Here is a 17222-nt window from a genome sequence, read left to right as displayed (position 1 = left end):
GCGACTGCGACCGCGCCCACCTGCCGGACCGATTTGGGACGCCGCGGAGGCCGCGCGAGAATGGTCCCGTGCCCCGCGCTCTGCTACTCGAGAACATCCACCCGCTCGCCACGACCCTCCTCGAGGAGTCCGGCTACGACGTCACCTCGCTCAAGGGAGCCCTCGACGAGTCCGAGCTCATCGAGGCCCTCGACGGCGTGTCGCTGCTCGGGATCCGTTCCAAGACCCAGGTGACCGACGCGGTCCTCGCGGCGTCGCACCTGGACGCGGTCGGAGCCTTCTGCATCGGGACCAACCAGATCGAGCTCGCCGCGGCGGCCCAGCGCGGCGTCGCGGTCTTCAACGCGCCGTTCTCCAACACCCGCTCGGTCGTCGAGCTCGTGCTCGGCGAGATCATCGCCCTGAGCCGACGACTCACCGTGCAGAACTCGGCGCTCCACAAGGGCACCTGGAACAAGTCCGCGAGCGGCGCCCACGAGGTGCGCGGCCGCACCCTCGGAATCGTCGGCTACGGCAACATCGGCACGCAGCTGTCGGTGGTCGCCGAGGCGCTCGGCATGCGCGTCGTGTTCTACGACACGGCCGAGAAGCTCGCGCTGGGCAACGCCCACCGGATGCCCTCGCTCGACGCCCTGCTCGAGGAGTCCGACGTCGTGACGCTCCACGTGGACGGACGACCCGGCAACGCCGGCATGTTCGGCGCGGCGCAGTTCGCGTCGATGCGCCCGGGTGCGCTCTTCCTCAACCTTTCCCGCGGGTTCCTCGTGGACTATGCCGCGCTGCGCGCGCGGATCGAGGACGGGTCGCTCGCGGGCGCGGCGGTCGACGTCTTCCCGACCGAGCCGAAGGCGCAGGGCGAGGCGTTCGAGAGCGACCTGCGCGGCCTGCCGAACGTGATCCTCACCCCGCACGTCGGCGGCTCCACCGAGGAGGCCCAGCACGACATCGGCCAGTTCGTGGCCGGCAAGCTGCGCGACTACCAGGAGCTGGGCGCCACGTACCTCTCGGTGAACGTGCCGGGTCTGGTGCTCGACCGCCCGCGGGAGGGGTCGCAGCGCGTGACGCTGCTGCACCAGAACGTGCCGGGCGTGATGGCCCAGCTCAACGAGGTCCTCTCCCAGCACGGTGCGAACGTGGAGTACCAGGTGCTCGGCACCTGGGGGCAGTTCGGCTACGCCGTCACCGATGTCTTCGGCACGCTCCCCGAGGGCGTCGTCGAGACGATCTCGAAGGAGTCGACGACGATCCGGGCGCGCGTCCTCGACGCCTGATCCGAGATCCGTCTCGGCGGGCTGCGCACGAGCAGGCGCTCCGGTCCTCCGGCACGCCCGCCGCGCTCCCACCCGCCTGCTCGCGGCGAGGGAGCGCGTGAGAACGAGAACGGGGACGGGCGGCTCGGAGCCGCCCGTCCCCGTTCTCACGTCGACCGCTCAGCCGGACTTGCGGCGGAAGACCTTGTGGCCGTGCCCGCCGTCGTTCGCGTGCCCCTCGAGCGCGTCGTGGCCGTGGCCCTTGGCGCCGGCGGCGTGCTGCCCGGCCTTCTTGGCCTCGAGCGCCTCGCGGAACTTGGCCTTCACGTCCTCCGGCACGGCGGCGGCCTCCTTGTCGGGGGTGGTCATCGACGACTCCTCTCCGCGCCGGTGGCGCCATTCGGTGCAGCGCACGGTGCGCTGACGTCCAGCATTCCCGACAACGCGCCCGTGGGCCAGGCCATTGCCGGGCGCGCCCGGCACGGCCGGGGCGGCGGGGCGGCGTCCTGGTGTGCGGGAACGCCGTGGGTGGCCGCGCGCCCAGGGCACTCACGGGGCGACCGTCCGCTTCGCCGACCGACCGGCCACCGTTCGCCGACCGACCATGCGCCGTCCGCCGACCGACCGGCCACCGTTCGCCGACCGACCGTCAGCCCCGAGAGGTGACGGTCTCGCCGATGGCCGGCTCGGCGCCGTCGACCGCGTCGCCGTCGACCGCGCGTTCGCCGTCGCGCTCCCGCCGGCTGTCCGCACCGAGGTCACCGAGCGCTGCAGAGGCACCCGCCTGCACGAGCTCCTCGGCCGTACCGGGGCGGCCCGCGCGCTCGGCGCGCAACGCGGCGATGGCGCTCTCGAAGTCGGCGAGCGAGCTGAAGTCCTGGTAGACGGAGGCGAACCGGAGGTACGCGACCTCGTCGAGCTCGCGGAGCGGTCCGAGGATCGCGAGGCCCACGTCGTGAGCATCGACCTCGGCCGTGCCGGTCGCACGCACCGCCTCCTCGACGCGCTGCGCGAGGACCGCCAGGCTGTCGTCGCTGACGGGCCGGCCCTGGCACGCCTTGCGCACCCCCGAGACGACCTTGTCGCGACTGAACGGCTCGACGACGCCGGACCGCTTCACGACCGAGAGGCTCGTGGTCTCCACCGTGGAGAACCGGCGACCGCACTGGGGGCACTGGCGGCGTCTGCGGATCGATGAACCGTCGTCACTCGTGCGCGAGTCGATGACGCGGGAGTCGGTGTGGCGGCAGTACGGGCAGTGCACGACGTCTCCGTCTGGTCGGCAGACCCCTCGGCGGGGCACGGGCCCCCATCCTCGCACGCAGACCCGGGCCGACCTCGAAGCGCCCGCCGGACCATGCTCAGCCCGAGGCGAGTCGCTCCAGGCCATGGCAGCCGCCCGTCCACGCCGCCGCCGGTGCGTCCCTGCCGCCGGTGCGTCCCTGCCGCCGGTGCACACCCGGCGACGACCCCGGCGCCGACGCCTCGGGCACCGCCGGCCGGCGCGCGACCTCGGCAGGCGTCAGCCGCGTCAGCTGCCGGAGGGCAGCCGGAGCTCCTGACCCGCGACCAGGTCGCTGCTCGCCATGCCGTTGAGGTTCTGGATGTCGGCGACGACCTCCCGCACGTCGCGGTCCCCCGCGATGCCGGTGGCGATGCTCCACAGCGTCTCGCCGGGGGCCACCACGACGACCACGGAGGGGTCGGGCTGCCAGGGCTGGTCGGCCACGGCCTGCACCGCGAACGACGCGGTGCCGAGCGTGAGCAGCGTCGCCAGGACCGTCAGGACGAGGCGCCCGCGTCGCGTGAGCCTCATCCGGTGGCTCCCCGCGGTGCTCCCGTCCGCTGCGCGGACGGTGCTCGACGCATGCCGAGCCGTCACGGAGCGGGTCTGCTGCGCTGCCGGGTACACGATCGTGCTCATCGGTTTCTCCCCTCGAACGCCTGTGCGGCGAACGTCTGTTCGAGAGCGTACGGCACGACCTCGGAGATGTCGACACACCGGTTCGAACAGATGTCGGACATTTCGTGCGGTCTCGTCGTACGCTTGTTCCACGCAGAGCACATCACCGACCACTGACATCCCCCCGGGCACCGCTGCCGGAGCCGTCAGGGGATCGGCCGGGACGCACCCCCAGGGGGCGTGGAGGGAGAGAACCGATGACCGTGAGGGACCCCCGCGTGCTCACCGTGCGTCAGCGCGCGGTGCTCGAGGTGATCCGACGCAGCGTGCAGGAGCGGGGCTACCCGCCGAGCATGCGAGAGATCGGGCTGGAGGTCGGGCTCACGTCACCCTCCAGCGTGAAGCACCAGCTCCAGCAGCTGGAGGAGAAGGGCTACCTGCGGCGCGACCCGCACCGCCCCCGTGCTATCGAGGTGGTCGCCGAGGCTCCGGTGATCTCCGCGGTGCCGGGGCGCACGCCTCGGGCCGACGCCGAGGCGGCCGCGTACGAGGACCGGCGTCAGACGTCCGGTCCGCTGCGTCCGCCGGCGCCCGGCGCGCTTCCGGCACAGGTCGTCCTGCCCGAGCCCACCGACGCACAGACGTCGTACGTCCCGGTGGTGGGCCGGATCGCGGCGGGTGGGCCGATCCTCGCCGAGCAGACCGTCGAGGACGTGTTCGCCCTGCCGCGCCGGATCGTCGGCGACGGTGAGCTGTTCCTGCTCCAGGTCGTCGGGGAGTCGATGATCGAAGCCGCGATCTGCGACGGCGACTGGGTCGTCGTCCGTCGTCAGAACGTCGCCGAGAACGGCGAGATCGTTGCCGCGATGATCGACGGCGAGGCCACCGTGAAGACGCTGCGACGCACCCCGGACGCCCTCTGGCTCCTGCCCGCGAACCCGCTCTACTCCCCCATCGACGGACGCGACGCGGAGATCCTCGGCCGCGTCGTCGCGGTGCTTCGTCGGCTCTGAGGCGCCGCGCGAGCCTCGGGGGTCGGGCCCGAACGGACCCGGCCCGACGTGCCCGCCCGGACGGCACCCGCACCGACGGCTCGGCGCCCGACCGGACTCCGGTCGAGCGCCGAGCCGATCGCGGTCAGAACCCGAGCTGGCGTGCCGCCTGGCGGATGTGCTCCGCGCTGCTGCGCAGCAGGTTGAGCTCCTGGGCGCTCATGGGGATCGCGAGCCGCGCGCCGGCGCCCGCGCGATCGACCACGGTCGGCATCGAGAGGCACACGTCCCCGACACCCGCCAGCTCGCCTGCGACCTGGGTGGAGATGGGCAGCACGCGGTGCTCGTTGCGCAGCACCGCCTCGATGATCCGGGTCACGGAGAGGCCGACCGCGTAGTTCGTCGCCCCCTTGCCCTCGATGATCGAGTACGCGGCGTGCACCACGTCGTGCCCGATGCGGCGCCGCAGCTCGTCGGTGAACACCGGCTCGCCGTCGGCCCCGAGCCACTCCAGGAGCGGGACGCCGGCGATCGAGGCCGAGCTCCACATCGGCACCTCGGAGTCGCCGTGCTCGCCGAGGATGTAGGCGTGCACGTTCTGCACGGCCACGCCGCACTCTCGGGAGATCTGGAACCGCAGGCGCGAGGAGTCCAGCACCGTGCCGGACCCGAACACCTGCGACGGCGGAAGGCCGGTGAGCTTCTGCGCGGCGTACGTCACGACGTCGACGGGGTTCGTCACCATGATCTGGATGGCGTGCGGCGCGATCTCGACGAGCGTCGGCAGCACCTTCTTCACGAGGCCGACGGTCTTGGACGCCAGCTCCATGCGGCTCTGGCCCGGGTCCTGCTTCGCCCCCGCCGTGAAGACCACGATGTCGGCGTCGCGGCAGATCTCGATGTCGTCGCTGCCCTCGATCGTGGCCTGCGGGATGAACTCGATCCCGTGGCCGATGTCGGCCGCCTCCGCCTTCACCTTGGGGGCGTTGACGTCGTAGAGCACCACCCGGCGGGCGGCCCCGCGGACGAGTGCGGTGTAGGCGAGGGTGGAGCCCACCGACCCTGCGCCCACGATCGCGACGGTGGAGTAACGACGGGACGGGTTCTCCAGACCGTCGTCGCCGAGGAAGGACACCGACGGGCTGGCCGGCGCTGACGTGGGGTCGTGCGGCTGGTCGCTCATGGGTTGATGCTAGTGAGACTCGGCGGCAAGTCGACGCAGCGCTCCGCGAGCGATCTCGCCGTCCCGGGTCGGCCACATCGGCGGCAGGGACCGCTCGAGGAACCCGCCGTAGCGCGCGCGGACGAGCCGGGAGTCCAGGATCGCGACGACGCCGCGGTCCTGTGTCGACCGGACCAGGCGTCCCACGCCCTGCGCGAGCAGCAGGGCGGCGTGCGCCGCCGAGACGGTGAGGAACTCGTTCTTCCCGCGCCGCGCCGCCACCTCCGAGCGTGCCTGCACGACGGGGTCGTCCGGTCTCGGGAACGGGATGCGGTCGATGACCACGAGGCGGTTCGTGCGGCCGGGGACGTCCACGCCCTGCCACAGCGACAGGGTGCCGAAGAGGCTCGTGGCGTCGTTCTCGCGGAACCGGGCCACCAGGGTCGCGAGCACGTCGTCGCCCTGGCAGAGCACCTCCAGCCCGGTCGCCGCCCGCACGTGCGCGGCCGCGAGCTCGGCCGCGCGCCGCGAGGAGAACAGGCCGAGCGCACCTCCGCCCGAGGCCGTGACGAGCGAGACCAGCTCCTCGAGCATCGCGTCGCTCGGCGTCGGACCCGGCGCCGGCAGGTGCGCCGCCACGTAGCGGATCGCCTGGCGCCGGTAGTCGAACGGGCCCGGCACGGTGAGCTCGCGGTAGGTGTCGGCCCCGTGCAGCCCGACGTCGTGCGCCGCCCCCTCGAACGTCCCGCCGATCCGCAGGGTCGCCGAGGTCAGGACCGCGCCGCGGTCGGTGAGCAGGTGCTCGGCGACGAGGCCGGCGACCTCGAGCGGCGCGACCCGCAGCCGCCGGGAGCCGTCGGTGAGCTCCTCGCACCACAGGACGTCGCGGCGCTGGGCGACGGCGTCGGACAGCAGGCGGTCCACGATCTCCACGCCCACCGTGAGCGCCGAGCGCGCCATCTGCAGAGCGCCGTCGGGCGCGGCCCCCGAGGCCGGCTTCGTGGCCGTCAGCGCCTCCCGGAGCGCGGCGCCCAGCAGCGTGACGATCCCCTCGAGCTCGACGCTCAGGCCCGACGGGAGCCGGCCGGGCGGTACCTCCGCGAGCGCCGCGGACAGCGCGTCCGCCGCGTCGTCGAGGCTCGCGACGACGGCGCCCGCGTGCCGGCGCACCATGCGCGCGGTGCGCCCCACGCTCGCGGCGGAGAGCTCGGCAGTCGCCGCCGCGCGGGCGCGCGCCGCCAGCTCGTGCGCCTCGTCGACCACGACGGCCTGGTGCTCGGGCAGCACCCCCGGCGAGCCAGAGGCCGCGATCCCCAGGATCGCGTGGTTGGTCACCACGACGTCGGCCGCGTGGGCGGCGACCTTGGCGCGCTCGGGGAAGCACTCGGCCAGCAGCGGGCAGCGTGGGCCGAGGCAGTCCATGGCAGGGACGGACACCTGCCGCCAAGCGCGGTCGCTCACGCCGGGCACCAGGTCGTCGCGGTCGCCGGTCTCGGTCTCCTCGGCCCACGTGCGCAGCCGGACGACCTGCTCCCCCAGCGACTCCTCCTCGGCGCCCGCGGGGTGCTCGGTCGCGAGATCGAGCGCGAAGAGGCCAGGCGCCTCGTCCGGGTACCCGCCGTCGAGCCGGTGCCGGCACAGGTAGTTGTGCCAGCCCTTGAGCAGGGCGACCTGCGGCGCCCGCGGCAGCAGCGGCTCGAGCGCACCGGACACGAGCGGGAGGTCCTTGATCAGCACCTGACGCTGGAGCGCGAGCGTCGCGGTCGAGACCACGACGCGCTCGTTGCGCGTCACCGCGTGCACGACGGCGGGCACGAGGTACGCGAGCGACTTGCCGGTCCCGGTCCCGGCCTCCACGAGCAGCGGCACGCGATCCTCGAGCGCGTCCCAGACCCCGTGCGCCATCGCGTGCTGACCCTCACGACGCTCACCGCCGAGCGCGGTCACGACGGCGTCGAGCGCCTCGTCGAGGTCGACGTCCGAGCCGGAGCCGCTCGCCGACCCGCTCGCCGACGAGGCCGCGGACGCGGCCACACCGCCCTCTGCCGTCTGGACGGCGGCGGCCTCGACGTCGGCCTCCGCGCCGGCAGCGGCAGCGCCAAGGCTCGAGCGCGTTCCGCTCACGCGCGTCTCACCCACGCGCCCTCACCGACCGTCCCTCGGCCACGTGCGCGGGCAGGACCCGCGCGGTCATCCGACGGCGGCGCGCAGCTGGGCGGCGAGCGCCTCGTCGACGCGCGCGCGCAGGCGGGTGCCGTCGGCGCCGTGCTCCTCGGTCAGCACCTCACCCGTGGTGTGCGCCTGGTGCACCAGGTCGCCGCGCGTGTAGGGCACGACGACGTCGACCTCCACGGCGGGTCGCGGCAGCAGCTCGGCGACGAGGCGGCGCAGCTCTTCGATGCCCGCACCCGTGCGGGCCGAGACCGCCACGGTGTGCGGTCCGGCCGAGCGCAGCCGGGCCAGCGTGTCCGGGTCGGCGAGGTCGGCCTTGTTGAGCACGAGCACCTCGGGCACCTGCGCGAGGTCGATGTCGGCCAGCACCTCCCGCACGGCCGCGATCTGGCTCTCCGGGTCCGGGTGGGCGGCGTCGACGACGTGCAGCAGCAGGTCGGCGTCCGCCACCTCCTCCAGCGTCGAGCGGAACGCCTCGACGAGCTGGTGCGGCAGCGACCGGACGAATCCGACGGTGTCGGCGATCGTGTAGGCGCGCCCGTCGGGCGTCTCGGCCCGGCGCACGGTCGGGTCGAGCGTGGCGAACAGCGCGTTCTCGACGAGCACGCCGGCACCGGTCAGCCGGTTGAGCAGCGAGGACTTCCCGGCGTTGGTGTAGCCGGCGATCGCGACCTGCGGGACCGTGGACGCCTGGCGCTGGGCGCGCTTGGCGCCGCGCGCCGGCGCCATCGCCTTGATCTCGCGGCGCAGCTTGGCCATCCGGTTGCGGATGCGGCGCCGGTCCAGCTCGATCTTCGTCTCGCCGGGACCGCGCGAGCCCATGCCCGCACCGGCGCCGCCGACCTGACCACCGGCCTGCCGGGACATCGACTCGCCCCAGCCGCGCAGGCGCGGCAGCAGGTACTCCAGCTGTGCGAGCTCGACCTGAGCCTTACCCTCGCGGGACTTCGCGTGCTGGGCGAAGATGTCGAGGATCAGCGCCGTCCGGTCGACGACCTTGACCTTGACCACGTCCTCGAGCGCACGACGCTGCGAGGGGGCGAGCTCGCCGTCGACCACCACGGTGTCCGCCCCGGTGTCGGCGACGATGCCCGCGAGCTCGGCGGCCTTGCCGGAGCCGAGGTAGGTGCCGGGGTCCGGCGTCTGACGACGCTGCAGCAGTCCGTCGAGCACCTGCGAGCCCGCGGTCTCGGCGAGCGCCGCGAGCTCGCGCAGCGAGATCTCGGCCGCCTCGGCGTCGGAGTGCCACAGCCCCACGAGCACGACCCGCTCGAGCCGCAGCTGGCGGTACTCGACCTCGGTGACGTCCTGGAGCTCGGTCGACAGCCCGGCGACGCGCCGCAGCGCGGAGCGCTCGGCGAGATCGAGCTGATCGCCGTCGGCGTCCGAGGGGGCTCCGGCACCCTGCGCCATCACGGCGGTTCCCGAGCGGGCGAGGATGCGCTCGACGACGCGTCGCGCCTCGTCGGACTCGCGGGTGGCACCGTGCGTCGCGCGCTGGTCCGACGTGTCGGCGCCGTGGGGGGTGAGCTCGTTCATGGTCTCCTTCGTGGTCGCCGGTCCTGTGTCGGCGGCCGCTGCACGGCGTTCCGTGCGGGCATCCATGGTCCCACGGGCGCCGCGCGACGGGCGAGGGATATACACAGGCCTTCGCCCAGGGCGCACCGCGCAACGCCCCGCGCGACGGCCGCGGCACCACGCCGCACCACGCGACGGCGAGCGGCCCTCCCGTCGCGGCCTCACCTACGCTGGCGGTCGTGACCGGCGACCACTACTTCACCGCGGCGCCCGCGTCCGAGCAGGAGCGGCGCACGATCGACGTCCACCTCGCGGGCCGCGACCTGCGGCTGACCACCGCGAGCGGGGTGTTCTCCGCCGACCACCTCGACTCCGCGACGCGGATCCTGCTCGGCGCGGTCCCGCCGCCCCCGCCCGAGGGCGTGCTCGTCGACCTGGGCTGCGGATGGGGCCCGCTCGCCCTCGCGCTCGCCCTCGCCGCGCCCGGGGCGCGCGTGCTCGCCGTCGACGTCAACGAGCGCGCGCTCGAGCTGACCCGGACCAACGCCGCGGCGGTCGGTGCGACGAACGTGACGGCAATGCGACCCGAGGACGTCGAGCCCGACGTCCGGGTCGACGCGCTCTGGTCCAACCCGCCGATCCGGATCGGCAAGGCGGCGCTGCACGACCTGCTGCGGCGGTGGTTGCCCCGCCTCGCGGACGACGGCGTCGCGCACCTCGTCGTGGCCAAGCAGCTGGGCGCGGACTCGCTCGCCCGCTGGCTCGTCGAGACGCTCGGCGCACCCGTCGAGCGGGTGACGAGCCAGGGCGGCTTCCGGGTGCTCCGGGTCGGACGGCCGACGACGGCGTAGCCGTCCGGGAGATCGGCCCGTGCAGCGGCCGGCTCGGCCCCTCGGTGCGGGCCCTCGGTGCGGACCCTCAGCGCGGTCGCACGTCCGCGACGAGCACCGCGGGACCGATGAGCTCGACCTCGCCGTCGGGCGCCAGCACGACGCGCACCGTCCCGCCCGGCACGTGCACGTCCCACACGTCGGGCGCGCCCGGCCCGGCCCACACGCGGGCGGCCACGGCGGCCGCGCACGCACCCGTGCCGCACGAGAGCGTCTCGCCGACGCCGCGCTCGTGCACCCGCATCCGGATCTCGCCCACCACCGTCCCCGCCTCGACGCGCTCGCCGAGCGCCTGGACGATCTCGACGTTGGTTCCCTGCGACGGCACGGGCACGACGGCGGGCGGCCGGGCGAGGTCCGCGGCCGCGAGCTCGGCGTCGCTCGCCACCGCGATGACCACGTGCGGGTTGGGCATCGTGATGCTGAGGCCCGGTCGCGCGCCCTCGACGCCGGCCACGCTCACCTCGGCGTCGAAGCCGGCCGCGAGCGCCCCGTCGCCCCCGGGGGCTCCCCAGCGCCCCATCGCGACGGCGACCAGGTCACCCTCGGCGCGCACGTCCAGCACGCCCGCCCGCGTCCCGACGGCGAGCGCCGCGCCGTCCGGGAGCGCTACGAGGCCCTGGTCCACGAGGTAGCGCACGTACACCCGGATCCCGTTGCCGCACATCTCCGCGACGGAGCCGTCGGCGTTGCGATAGTCCATGAACCACTCCGCGCGCGCCGCGTCCGCGCCGAGCACGTCGGCCAGCCCGGGCTCGACGGCGAGCAGCGCCTGCGTCCGCACGGCGCGGATCAGCCCGTCCGCGCCGAGGCCACGGTGCCGGTCCGTGAGCGAGGCGACCGCGACGGGGTCCAGGTCGAGCGCAGCGTCGGCGTCGGTGAGCAGCACGAAGTCGTTGCCCGTGCCGTGCCCCTTGACGAGGTCCGGCCAGCGCCGGACGGGCTCGGCGGAGCTCGACGCCGGGGCCGGGTTCGAGGCCGGGCCTGCGTACGACGCCGGACCCGGGTTCGTCGCCGGGCCCGGCATGGTGCCCGTCGGGGTGCTCGTCACCCGGGCAGGATACGCGGGGCGGCCCCGCGTGCCCGCGCCGGCCGTCCGGGCCGAGCCGGAACGGCGAGCGCGGCGAACCCAGCGATCTGTCCCGCGAACCGCCCCCGAACCGGCACGAATGACCGGCACCGCCGGACGCTCGGTCCGACCCCGGCCGCGAACCCAGCGATCCGTCCCGGTCTCAGCCCCCGACCCGGCACAGATCGCTGGCGCCGCCACGCGAGGGAACCCGAAGCGTCGGTCGGTCCGTCGTCAGCCGCGGTCAGCCGCCGCGGCCGCGAGCGCCCCGAGCGCGAGCTCGACCTGGCGGGCGAGCGGTTCCTCGCCGTCGAGGTGCACGATCCGTGGGTCGCGGCCGAACCAGCTCGTCTGACGGCGGGCGACCTGCCGGGTGGCGACCGTCGTCGCCTCGACGGCCTGCGCCGTCGTGAGCCGGCCGTCCAGGACCGCGAGGGCCTGCGCGTACCCGACCGCGCGCGAGGCCGTCACGCCGCGCTCGAGACCCGCCGCGCGCAGTGCGGCGGTCTCCCCGAGCAGGCCGCCCGCGAACATCGCCTCGGCGCGTCGTGCGATGCGTTCCACGAGGACGGGGCGCGGCACGTCGAGCGCGAGGTGCAGCGTGGGCACGAGATCGGCGTAGGTCGGCAGCTGCGCCGTGTAGGGGCGACCGGTGAGCTCGATGACCTCGAGCGCGCGGACGAGCCGGCGGGTGTTGTGCCGGCCGATGCTCTCGGCCGCCGCGGGGTCGAGCCGCTCGAGCTCGCGGTGCAGGAGTCCCGGCCCCTCGCGCTCGCCGCGCGCCTCCCAGCGGGCGCGAACCTCCGGGTCGGTGTCCGGGAAGTCGAGGGCGTCGAGCGCGGCACGCACGTAGAGCCCGGAGCCGCCCACGAGCAGCGGCTGCGCACCGCGCGCGGTGATGTCGGCGAGCGCCGCGCGCGAGTCGACCTGGTAGGCGGCGACCGAGGCCTCCTGCGTCACGTCGAGCACGTCGAGCAGGTGGTGGGGCACGCCGGCGCGCTCGGCGACGGGCGTCTTCGCGGTGCCGACGTCCATGCCGCGGTACAGCTGCATCGAGTCGGCGTTGACGATCTCCCCGCCGAGCCGCCGCGCGAGCTCGATCGCGAGTGCGCTCTTGCCGCTCGCCGTGGCGCCGACGACGGCGATCACGGGCGACGGCGAGGTGGGCACGAGCGGTGAGGCTACCGTGGCCGGACCTCGAGGAGCACGGCGCGGTGGTCCGAGACCGGGCGAGCGCCCGCTCCGTGGCCGGCGGCACCAGCCGGACCGGAACCCGCAACCTGCATCCCCCGCACGAGCACCGCGTCGAGGCGGTGCCGCGCGTGCCGCCCGGCGCCGACCGGGAACGTCGGTGCACCCGCAGGGTCGGCGTCCAGCAGCCCGCCGCCGAGCGCCGTCCAGGCGGGGCCGCCGGGCGGCTCGTTGAGGTCGCCGGCCAGCACGAGTCGGGGCGCGCCAGCGAACGCGGCCGCGAGGGCGTGCGCCTGGGCGGTGCGCGCGTGCGGCGCGACGTCGAGATGAGCGGACGCGACGACGAGAGTCACGCCGTCGTGCCGCACCCGGACCCACGTGGCGCCGCGCGGGTAGGACCACCACCACCCGCGACGCTCCCGCGGGAACCGGACCACCCCGGCGCGCCCGGCCTCCGGCGCCGACCGACCAGCCCTCAGGAGCACTGCGAGCCCGGACCGTCCGCCGCCCGAGGCGAGGCGCAGTCCGGCTGCCCGCGCGGCGAGCCGGAGCACGAGTCGGCCACCCGGCCAGCGCGGACACTCCTGCAGGCACACGACGTCGGCCCTCACCTCGCGCAGCGCGCGCACCACGCGGACGGGGCCGCCCCGCAGCCCCCACACGTTCCAGGTCAGCACCCGCACCCCGGCATTCTCGCCCCGACCGCCCCGACCGCCCCGGTCACCCGCGAGGCGCCGTGCCTACACTCCTGGGGTGGGACTCTGGGAGCGGTGGCGACGGCGGCCCGGCGTGCCCGCGCCCGCTCCGGGACCCGCGCACGAACCGCGGCCGGGCTCGGCGCGCGAGCCCGCGGCGTCCGAGGACCCCCAGCACCGCGCCGGCGCGAGCCCTCGCCCCGAGCAGCCCTCGACGCGTCCCGCGCGGGCCTCGTCCGACCCGCCCGGCCCCGGCACCGATCGTCCCGGCACCGATCGTCCGAGCGCCACCGATCCGCCCCCCGGCGTCGCCGAGCACCCCCGTCCTGTCGCGCGCCCCGTCCCCCCTGCGCGTCCCCAGGGCGCCGGCCCGGCGGGTGCGTCCGCCCCGCGTACGGCGAGGTCGGAGGTCGCGCACGCGTCGCCGTCGGACGTCTCGGCACGCGCCGGCGCGCCCGCGACGAGCGACCCCGTCCGCCCCGTGACGCGCGAGCGCCTCGCGGAGTCGATGCGCCGGCGGGAGTATCGCTACCTCACCGACGAGAACGGCGACGTCTGCGGGCTCTGGGCCTACCGGCTGTTCTCGTTCTACGTGGTGCGCGGCTCGATCCTGCAGGTCCGCGGCCGGTGGTCGCGTCAGGCCGGGATCGAGCGGCTGTGGGAGGTCCTCGCGTTCACCGACTCCTGGAACGCCACGCACGCCCACCCCAAGGTCTACGTGCGCGTCCTCGACGACGGCCGCGTGCACGTGCTGACGGAGACGTCCGTGACGATCACCAGCGGCCTCAACGACGCTCAGCTCGACCACCAGGTCGCCGTCGGCCTCGCGGCCGGCACCGCGGTGTTCGACGCGCTCGACCACCGCTACCCCGACCCCGTCCTCACGGCCGGCGGGTAGGGCCCGACGTGCCGCTGCCCCCGGTCACCCCGGTCACCCCCGAGCGCCTGCGCCGACTCGTCACGCAGCGCGGGGAGTTCGTGCGCGAGATCCCCGAGGGGGTGGTGGGCCAGCACGGCGGTCGCTCCTACCAGCTCGTCCTCATCGAGTCCGACCTCGTGCTGCGCACGCGGTGGTCGCGCCACCTGCCCCCGCAGGCGCGCCGCGGCGCGCTCCAGCTCGTCAACGACTGGAACCGGGACCGCATCCTGCCCACCCTGCACACCCAGGCGAGCGACGACGGCGTCGCACTCGTCGCCGTGCACACCACCAGCGTGGCCCTCGGACTCAGCCCGGCGCAGCTCGCCGAGCTCGTGGACGTCACGCTGTCCGTGACCGGCAACGCGATGTCCGCGCTGGACGGCTCCATCCCGCTCAGTGACGTCATGCCCGACGACGACGCCCCGATCGACGGGCGCGACGAGCCCGCCGATCTCGGCGACCTCGACGAGATCGGGGACCTCGACGGTCTGGACGACCTCGACATGCTCGACGGCGAGCACGAGTCGGGCGACGACGGCGGGCAGCGGGACGAGCCCGACCGGGACGGCACGGACGGGTACGGGCCCGACGAGCTCGAAGCCGACGGGTACGGGCCCGAACGGGGCGCGACCGGCACGGCGGACGGAAGCGGACCCGCGGACGGCTCGTCCGGCCCGGCCGCGTCGGACGAGCGGACCTAGCGCGGACCGACGCGGAGCGTCGGCAGACCGAGCGACACCGGCCCGACGGTCGCCGCGGCGGAGCCGTCGCTCGGCGTGCCGCACGCGTCCCCGCCGTCGCGTCGCAGCTGCCACGCGTCCCCCGACCGCGTGCGACGCACCCGCAGGGGCGCGCCGTCGGCGACGAGGTGGTGCGGCGCGGCGTGGGTGACCACGGTCGTCACGACGTCCCCGGGGCGCGGGCGATCCGCCTCTGCCAGGTCGCCGAGGCCCAGGTGCACGAGGCGGTTGTCCCGCGCCCGGCCGGAGACGCGACCCGAGCGGACGTCCTTGCGGCCGTCGTGCTCCGCGACGAGCACCTCGACCTCGCGCCCCACCAGGGCGTGGTTCTCCTCGGCGCTGACCCGCTCCTGGAGCTCGATCAGGCGTCCGTAGCGCTCGCTCACCACGGCCGGGTCCAGCGGCGGCAGGTCCGCCGCCGGCGTCCCCGGCCGCGGGGAGTACTGGAAGGTGAAGGCGGCGGAGAACCGCGACGCCTCGACGACGTCGAGCGTGGCCTGGAAGTCCTCCTCGGTCTCCCCCGGGAAGCCGACGATGAGGTCGGTGGTGATCGCGGCCTCGGGGATCGCGGCACGGACCCGGTCCAGGATGCCGAGGAACTTCGCGCTGCGGTAGGAGCGCCGCATGGCCCGCAGCACCCGGTCCGAGCCGGACTGCAGCGGCATGTGCAGGCTCGGCATGACGTTCGGGGTCTCGGCCATCGCCGCGATCACGTCGTCGGTGAACGCGGCCGGGTGCGGACTGGTGAACCGCACCCGCTCGAGGCCCTCGATGCGGCCGCACGCCCGCAGGAGCTTCGCGAACGCGTCCCGCTCGCCGAACGAGACGCCGTAGGAGTTGACGTTCTGGCCGAGCAGCGTGACCTCGATCGCGCCCGCGTCGACCACCGCCTGCACCTCGGCGAGCACGTCGCCGGGCCGGCGATCGCGCTCCTTGCCGCGCAGGTGCGGGACGATGCAGAACGTGCACGTGTTGTTGCAGCCCACCGAGATCGACACCCAGCCGGCGTAGACGCTTTCGCGCTTGGTCGGCAGCGTCGAGGGGAAGACCTGGAGCGACTCGTGGATCTCGACCTGTGCGCTCGCGTTGTGCCGGGCGCGCTCCAGCAGGACGGGCAGTGCGTCGATGTTGTGGGTGCCGAACACGACGTCGACCCACGGCGCACGCGCGACGATGCCGTCGCGGTCCTGCTGCGCCATGCAGCCGCCGACGGCGATCTGCAGCCCCGGGTTCTCGCGCTTGACGGCCGCGAGCCGGCCGAGGTTGCCGTACAGCCGGGTCGCGGCGTTCTCGCGGACGGCGCACGTGTTGATGACGACGACGTCGGCGCTCGCGGCGTCCGCGGCGACGTCCGTGCCCGCACCGCCCGGAAGCGCCGGGACCATCCCGGCGGCCTCGAGGAGGCCGGCCATCCGCTCCGAGTCGTGCACGTTCATCTGGCACCCGAGGGTGCGGATCACGTACGTCCGGGGCCGGGTCCAGCGCCCGTCGCGCGCGGCGGTGGTGGCGGGACCGGGTCCGACGGCGGGCACGGTCGCCTCGGCGGACGAGGCGGGCAGTGTCGAGCCGTCCGACCCGTTCGAGAGGGCCGAGAGCGCTGACAGGGCCGGCACGGCGTGCGGGAGCGCTGTCGGCGGCGCCGCGGTGGGCAGGGTGCTCGTCACGGGGAGACAGTCTAGGCCGCGACCCGGTCTGGCCCGCCCCGCGCTTTTACCACAGCGCGTGATCGGGCGCAGCCTGCGCGGGGATCGTTTCCGAAATGTGACCGCGGCGCAACTCACCCCGTAACGAACGCCGGTTAGGTTGCATGAATGACGACAGAGCAGACGCCCGAGCACGCGCCCGAGCAGACGCCCGCCCCGAGCACCTCGCCGAGCCCGGCCCCGAGCACGAGTCAGGACGCACCGGCGCGGCCGCTCGTGCACCTCGCCCGGGTGAACAAGCACTTCGGCTCGCTGCACGTGCTGCGGGACATCGACCTCGACGTCGCCAAGGGCGAGGTCGTCGTCGTGATCGGGCCGTCGGGCTCGGGCAAGTCCACGCTGTGCCGCGCCATCAACCGGCTGGAGACGATCGACGACGGCGTGATCGAGCTGGACGGGAAGCCGCTCCCCGCGGAGGGCAAGGAGCTCGCCCGGCTGCGCTCCGACGTCGGGATGGTGTTCCAGTCCTTCAACCTGTTCGCACACCGGTCGATCCTCGAGAACGTCACGCTCGGGCCGATCAAGGTCCGCAAGGTCAAGCCGAAGGAGGCCAAGGAGCAGGCGATGGCGCTGCTCGAGCGCGTGGGCGTGGCCTCCCAGGCGGACAAGATGCCGGCGCAGCTGTCCGGCGGGCAGCAGCAGCGCGTCGCGATCGCGCGGGCGCTGGCGATGCGGCCGAAGGTCATCCTGTTCGACGAGCCGACGTCGGCGCTGGACCCGGAGATGGTCAACGAGGTCCTCGACGTGATGGTGGCCCTGGCCAAGGAGGGCATGACGATGATCGTCGTGACCCACGAGATGGGCTTCGCGCGCAAGGCCGCGGACCGCGTGGTGTTCATGTCGGACGGGCAGATCGTCGAGCAGGCCGATCCGGAGAGCTTCTTCACGAACCCGCAGTCGGGCCGCGCCCGCGACTTCCTCGGCAAGATCCTCACCCACTGACCACCGGTCGACGACCTGACCCGTCGACCGGTCGCCCCGGGAGAACCCCCAGGGCGCCCGTTGCACCGATTGGCAC

The 17222-nt window shown here is 74.6% G+C and carries 15 protein-coding genes and 1 pseudogene; 6 read left to right on the top strand and 10 right to left on the bottom strand.

The annotated features are described in order from the left end of the window. The first annotated feature begins 68 nt into the window (after positions 1 to 68). Positions 69 to 1271: a phosphoglycerate dehydrogenase gene (serA, locus tag AC3AQ1_RS15165; RefSeq protein ID WP_108719678.1), complete on the top strand. Its 1203-nt coding sequence runs from the start codon at positions 69 to 71 to the stop codon at positions 1269 to 1271. A 159-nt stretch (positions 1272 to 1430) separates the two neighbouring features. Here serA and AC3AQ1_RS15160 read toward each other — a convergent pair whose 3' ends face one another. The 3 genes and pseudogenes from AC3AQ1_RS15160 to AC3AQ1_RS15150 all read right to left on the bottom strand — a co-directional run bounded on the left by AC3AQ1_RS15160 (position 1431) and on the right by AC3AQ1_RS15150 (position 3174). Continuing rightward, a complete protein-coding gene (locus AC3AQ1_RS15160) occupies positions 1431 to 1619 on the bottom strand; it encodes a DUF5302 domain-containing protein (RefSeq protein WP_108719677.1) in 189 nt (62 codons plus the stop codon). A 424-nt stretch (positions 1620 to 2043) separates the two neighbouring features. Then, positions 2044 to 2514 (bottom strand): annotated as a pseudogene (nrdR, locus tag AC3AQ1_RS15155) (transcriptional regulator NrdR); the annotation flags it as partial. A 267-nt stretch (positions 2515 to 2781) separates the two neighbouring features. Next, complete coding sequence (locus AC3AQ1_RS15150) at positions 2782 to 3174, bottom strand: LysM peptidoglycan-binding domain-containing protein (protein WP_159096591.1); 393 nt, start codon at positions 3172 to 3174, stop codon at positions 2782 to 2784. A 236-nt stretch (positions 3175 to 3410) separates the two neighbouring features. Between AC3AQ1_RS15150 and lexA the strand changes: the two genes are divergently transcribed. Next, positions 3411 to 4166, top strand: coding sequence for a transcriptional repressor LexA (gene lexA, locus AC3AQ1_RS15145; protein WP_108719674.1), 756 nt, complete (start codon positions 3411 to 3413; stop codon positions 4164 to 4166). 124 nt (positions 4167 to 4290) lie between these two features. On the opposite strand, the gene AC3AQ1_RS15140 is transcribed toward lexA, so the two are convergent. From AC3AQ1_RS15140 to hflX, 3 genes are all read right to left on the bottom strand, one after another. Next, positions 4291 to 5328: an L-lactate dehydrogenase gene (locus tag AC3AQ1_RS15140; protein WP_108719673.1), complete on the bottom strand. Its 1038-nt coding sequence runs from the start codon at positions 5326 to 5328 to the stop codon at positions 4291 to 4293. A gap of 9 nt (positions 5329 to 5337) precedes the next feature. Beyond that, on the bottom strand, positions 5338 to 7341 hold the full coding sequence (locus AC3AQ1_RS15135; RefSeq protein WP_370445363.1) for an ATP-dependent DNA helicase: 2004 nt from the start codon (positions 7339 to 7341) through the stop codon (positions 5338 to 5340). A gap of 156 nt (positions 7342 to 7497) precedes the next feature. Next, complete coding sequence (hflX, locus tag AC3AQ1_RS15130) at positions 7498 to 9018, bottom strand: GTPase HflX (RefSeq protein ID WP_108719672.1); 1521 nt, start codon at positions 9016 to 9018, stop codon at positions 7498 to 7500. A gap of 218 nt (positions 9019 to 9236) precedes the next feature. On the opposite strand from hflX, the gene AC3AQ1_RS15125 reads away from it, so the two are divergent. Next, positions 9237 to 9848 (top strand): class I SAM-dependent methyltransferase, encoded by a 612-nt coding sequence (locus AC3AQ1_RS15125; protein ID WP_108719671.1) that lies wholly within the window; start codon positions 9237 to 9239, stop codon positions 9846 to 9848. Positions 9849 to 9915: 67 nt separating this feature from the next. Here the strand turns inward: AC3AQ1_RS15125 and dapF are convergent, their stop codons facing one another. The 3 genes from dapF to AC3AQ1_RS15110 all read right to left on the bottom strand — a co-directional run bounded on the left by dapF (position 9916) and on the right by AC3AQ1_RS15110 (position 12830). Next, positions 9916 to 10914, bottom strand: a complete 999-nt coding sequence (gene dapF, locus AC3AQ1_RS15120) for a diaminopimelate epimerase (RefSeq protein ID WP_108719670.1) — start codon at positions 10912 to 10914, stop codon at positions 9916 to 9918. 276 nt (positions 10915 to 11190) lie between these two features. Further along, complete coding sequence (gene miaA, locus AC3AQ1_RS15115) at positions 11191 to 12126, bottom strand: tRNA (adenosine(37)-N6)-dimethylallyltransferase MiaA (RefSeq protein WP_108719669.1); 936 nt, start codon at positions 12124 to 12126, stop codon at positions 11191 to 11193. A gap of 11 nt (positions 12127 to 12137) precedes the next feature. Then, positions 12138 to 12830 (bottom strand): endonuclease/exonuclease/phosphatase family protein, encoded by a 693-nt coding sequence (locus tag AC3AQ1_RS15110; RefSeq protein WP_108719668.1) that lies wholly within the window; start codon positions 12828 to 12830, stop codon positions 12138 to 12140. 493 nt (positions 12831 to 13323) lie between these two features. Here AC3AQ1_RS15110 and AC3AQ1_RS15105 point away from each other — a divergent pair, with 493 nt between their 5' ends. Both AC3AQ1_RS15105 and AC3AQ1_RS15100 read left to right on the top strand, forming a co-directional pair. Next, positions 13324 to 13740 (top strand): YbjN domain-containing protein, encoded by a 417-nt coding sequence (locus tag AC3AQ1_RS15105; protein WP_159096590.1) that lies wholly within the window; start codon positions 13324 to 13326, stop codon positions 13738 to 13740. 8 nt (positions 13741 to 13748) lie between these two features. Then, a complete protein-coding gene (locus tag AC3AQ1_RS15100; protein WP_108719666.1) occupies positions 13749 to 14462 on the top strand; it encodes a type III secretion system chaperone family protein in 714 nt (237 codons plus the stop codon). Here AC3AQ1_RS15100 and miaB read toward each other — a convergent pair. After that, positions 14459 to 16033: a tRNA (N6-isopentenyl adenosine(37)-C2)-methylthiotransferase MiaB gene (gene miaB, locus AC3AQ1_RS15095; protein ID WP_108720272.1), complete on the bottom strand. Its 1575-nt coding sequence runs from the start codon at positions 16031 to 16033 to the stop codon at positions 14459 to 14461. The two genes, AC3AQ1_RS15100 and miaB, sit on opposite strands and share 4 nt — an antisense overlap. 279 nt (positions 16034 to 16312) lie before the next feature. Here miaB and AC3AQ1_RS15090 point away from each other — a divergent pair, with 279 nt between their 5' ends. Further along, positions 16313 to 17146 carry an amino acid ABC transporter ATP-binding protein gene (locus AC3AQ1_RS15090; protein WP_108719665.1) on the top strand — a complete coding sequence of 278 codons (834 nt, stop codon included), beginning with the start codon at positions 16313 to 16315 and terminating at the stop codon, positions 17144 to 17146. Positions 17147 to 17222: the final 76 nt, after the last annotated feature.

Source organism: Miniimonas sp. S16 (assembly GCF_057748195.1).
The sequence above is the reverse complement of the archived record's forward strand: the minus strand, read 5'-3'. Positions and strand labels throughout refer to the sequence as shown.

Coding starts and splice junctions, on each gene's coding strand:
- lexA (WP_108719674.1), top strand. CDS start 3,411: ATGACCGTGAGGGACCCCCGCGTGCTCACCGTGCGTCAGCGCGCGGTG.
- hflX (WP_108719672.1), bottom strand. CDS start 9,018: ATGAACGAGCTCACCCCCCACGGCGCCGACACGTCGGACCAGCGCGCG.
- AC3AQ1_RS15140 (WP_108719673.1), bottom strand. CDS start 5,328: ATGAGCGACCAGCCGCACGACCCCACGTCAGCGCCGGCCAGCCCGTCG.
- AC3AQ1_RS15160 (WP_108719677.1), bottom strand. CDS start 1,619: ATGACCACCCCCGACAAGGAGGCCGCCGCCGTGCCGGAGGACGTGAAG.
- dapF (WP_108719670.1), bottom strand. CDS start 10,914: ATGCCGGGCCCGGCGACGAACCCGGGTCCGGCGTCGTACGCAGGCCCG.
- AC3AQ1_RS15090 (WP_108719665.1), top strand. CDS start 16,313: ATGACGACAGAGCAGACGCCCGAGCACGCGCCCGAGCAGACGCCCGCC.
- AC3AQ1_RS15150 (WP_159096591.1), bottom strand. CDS start 3,174: ATGAGCACGATCGTGTACCCGGCAGCGCAGCAGACCCGCTCCGTGACG.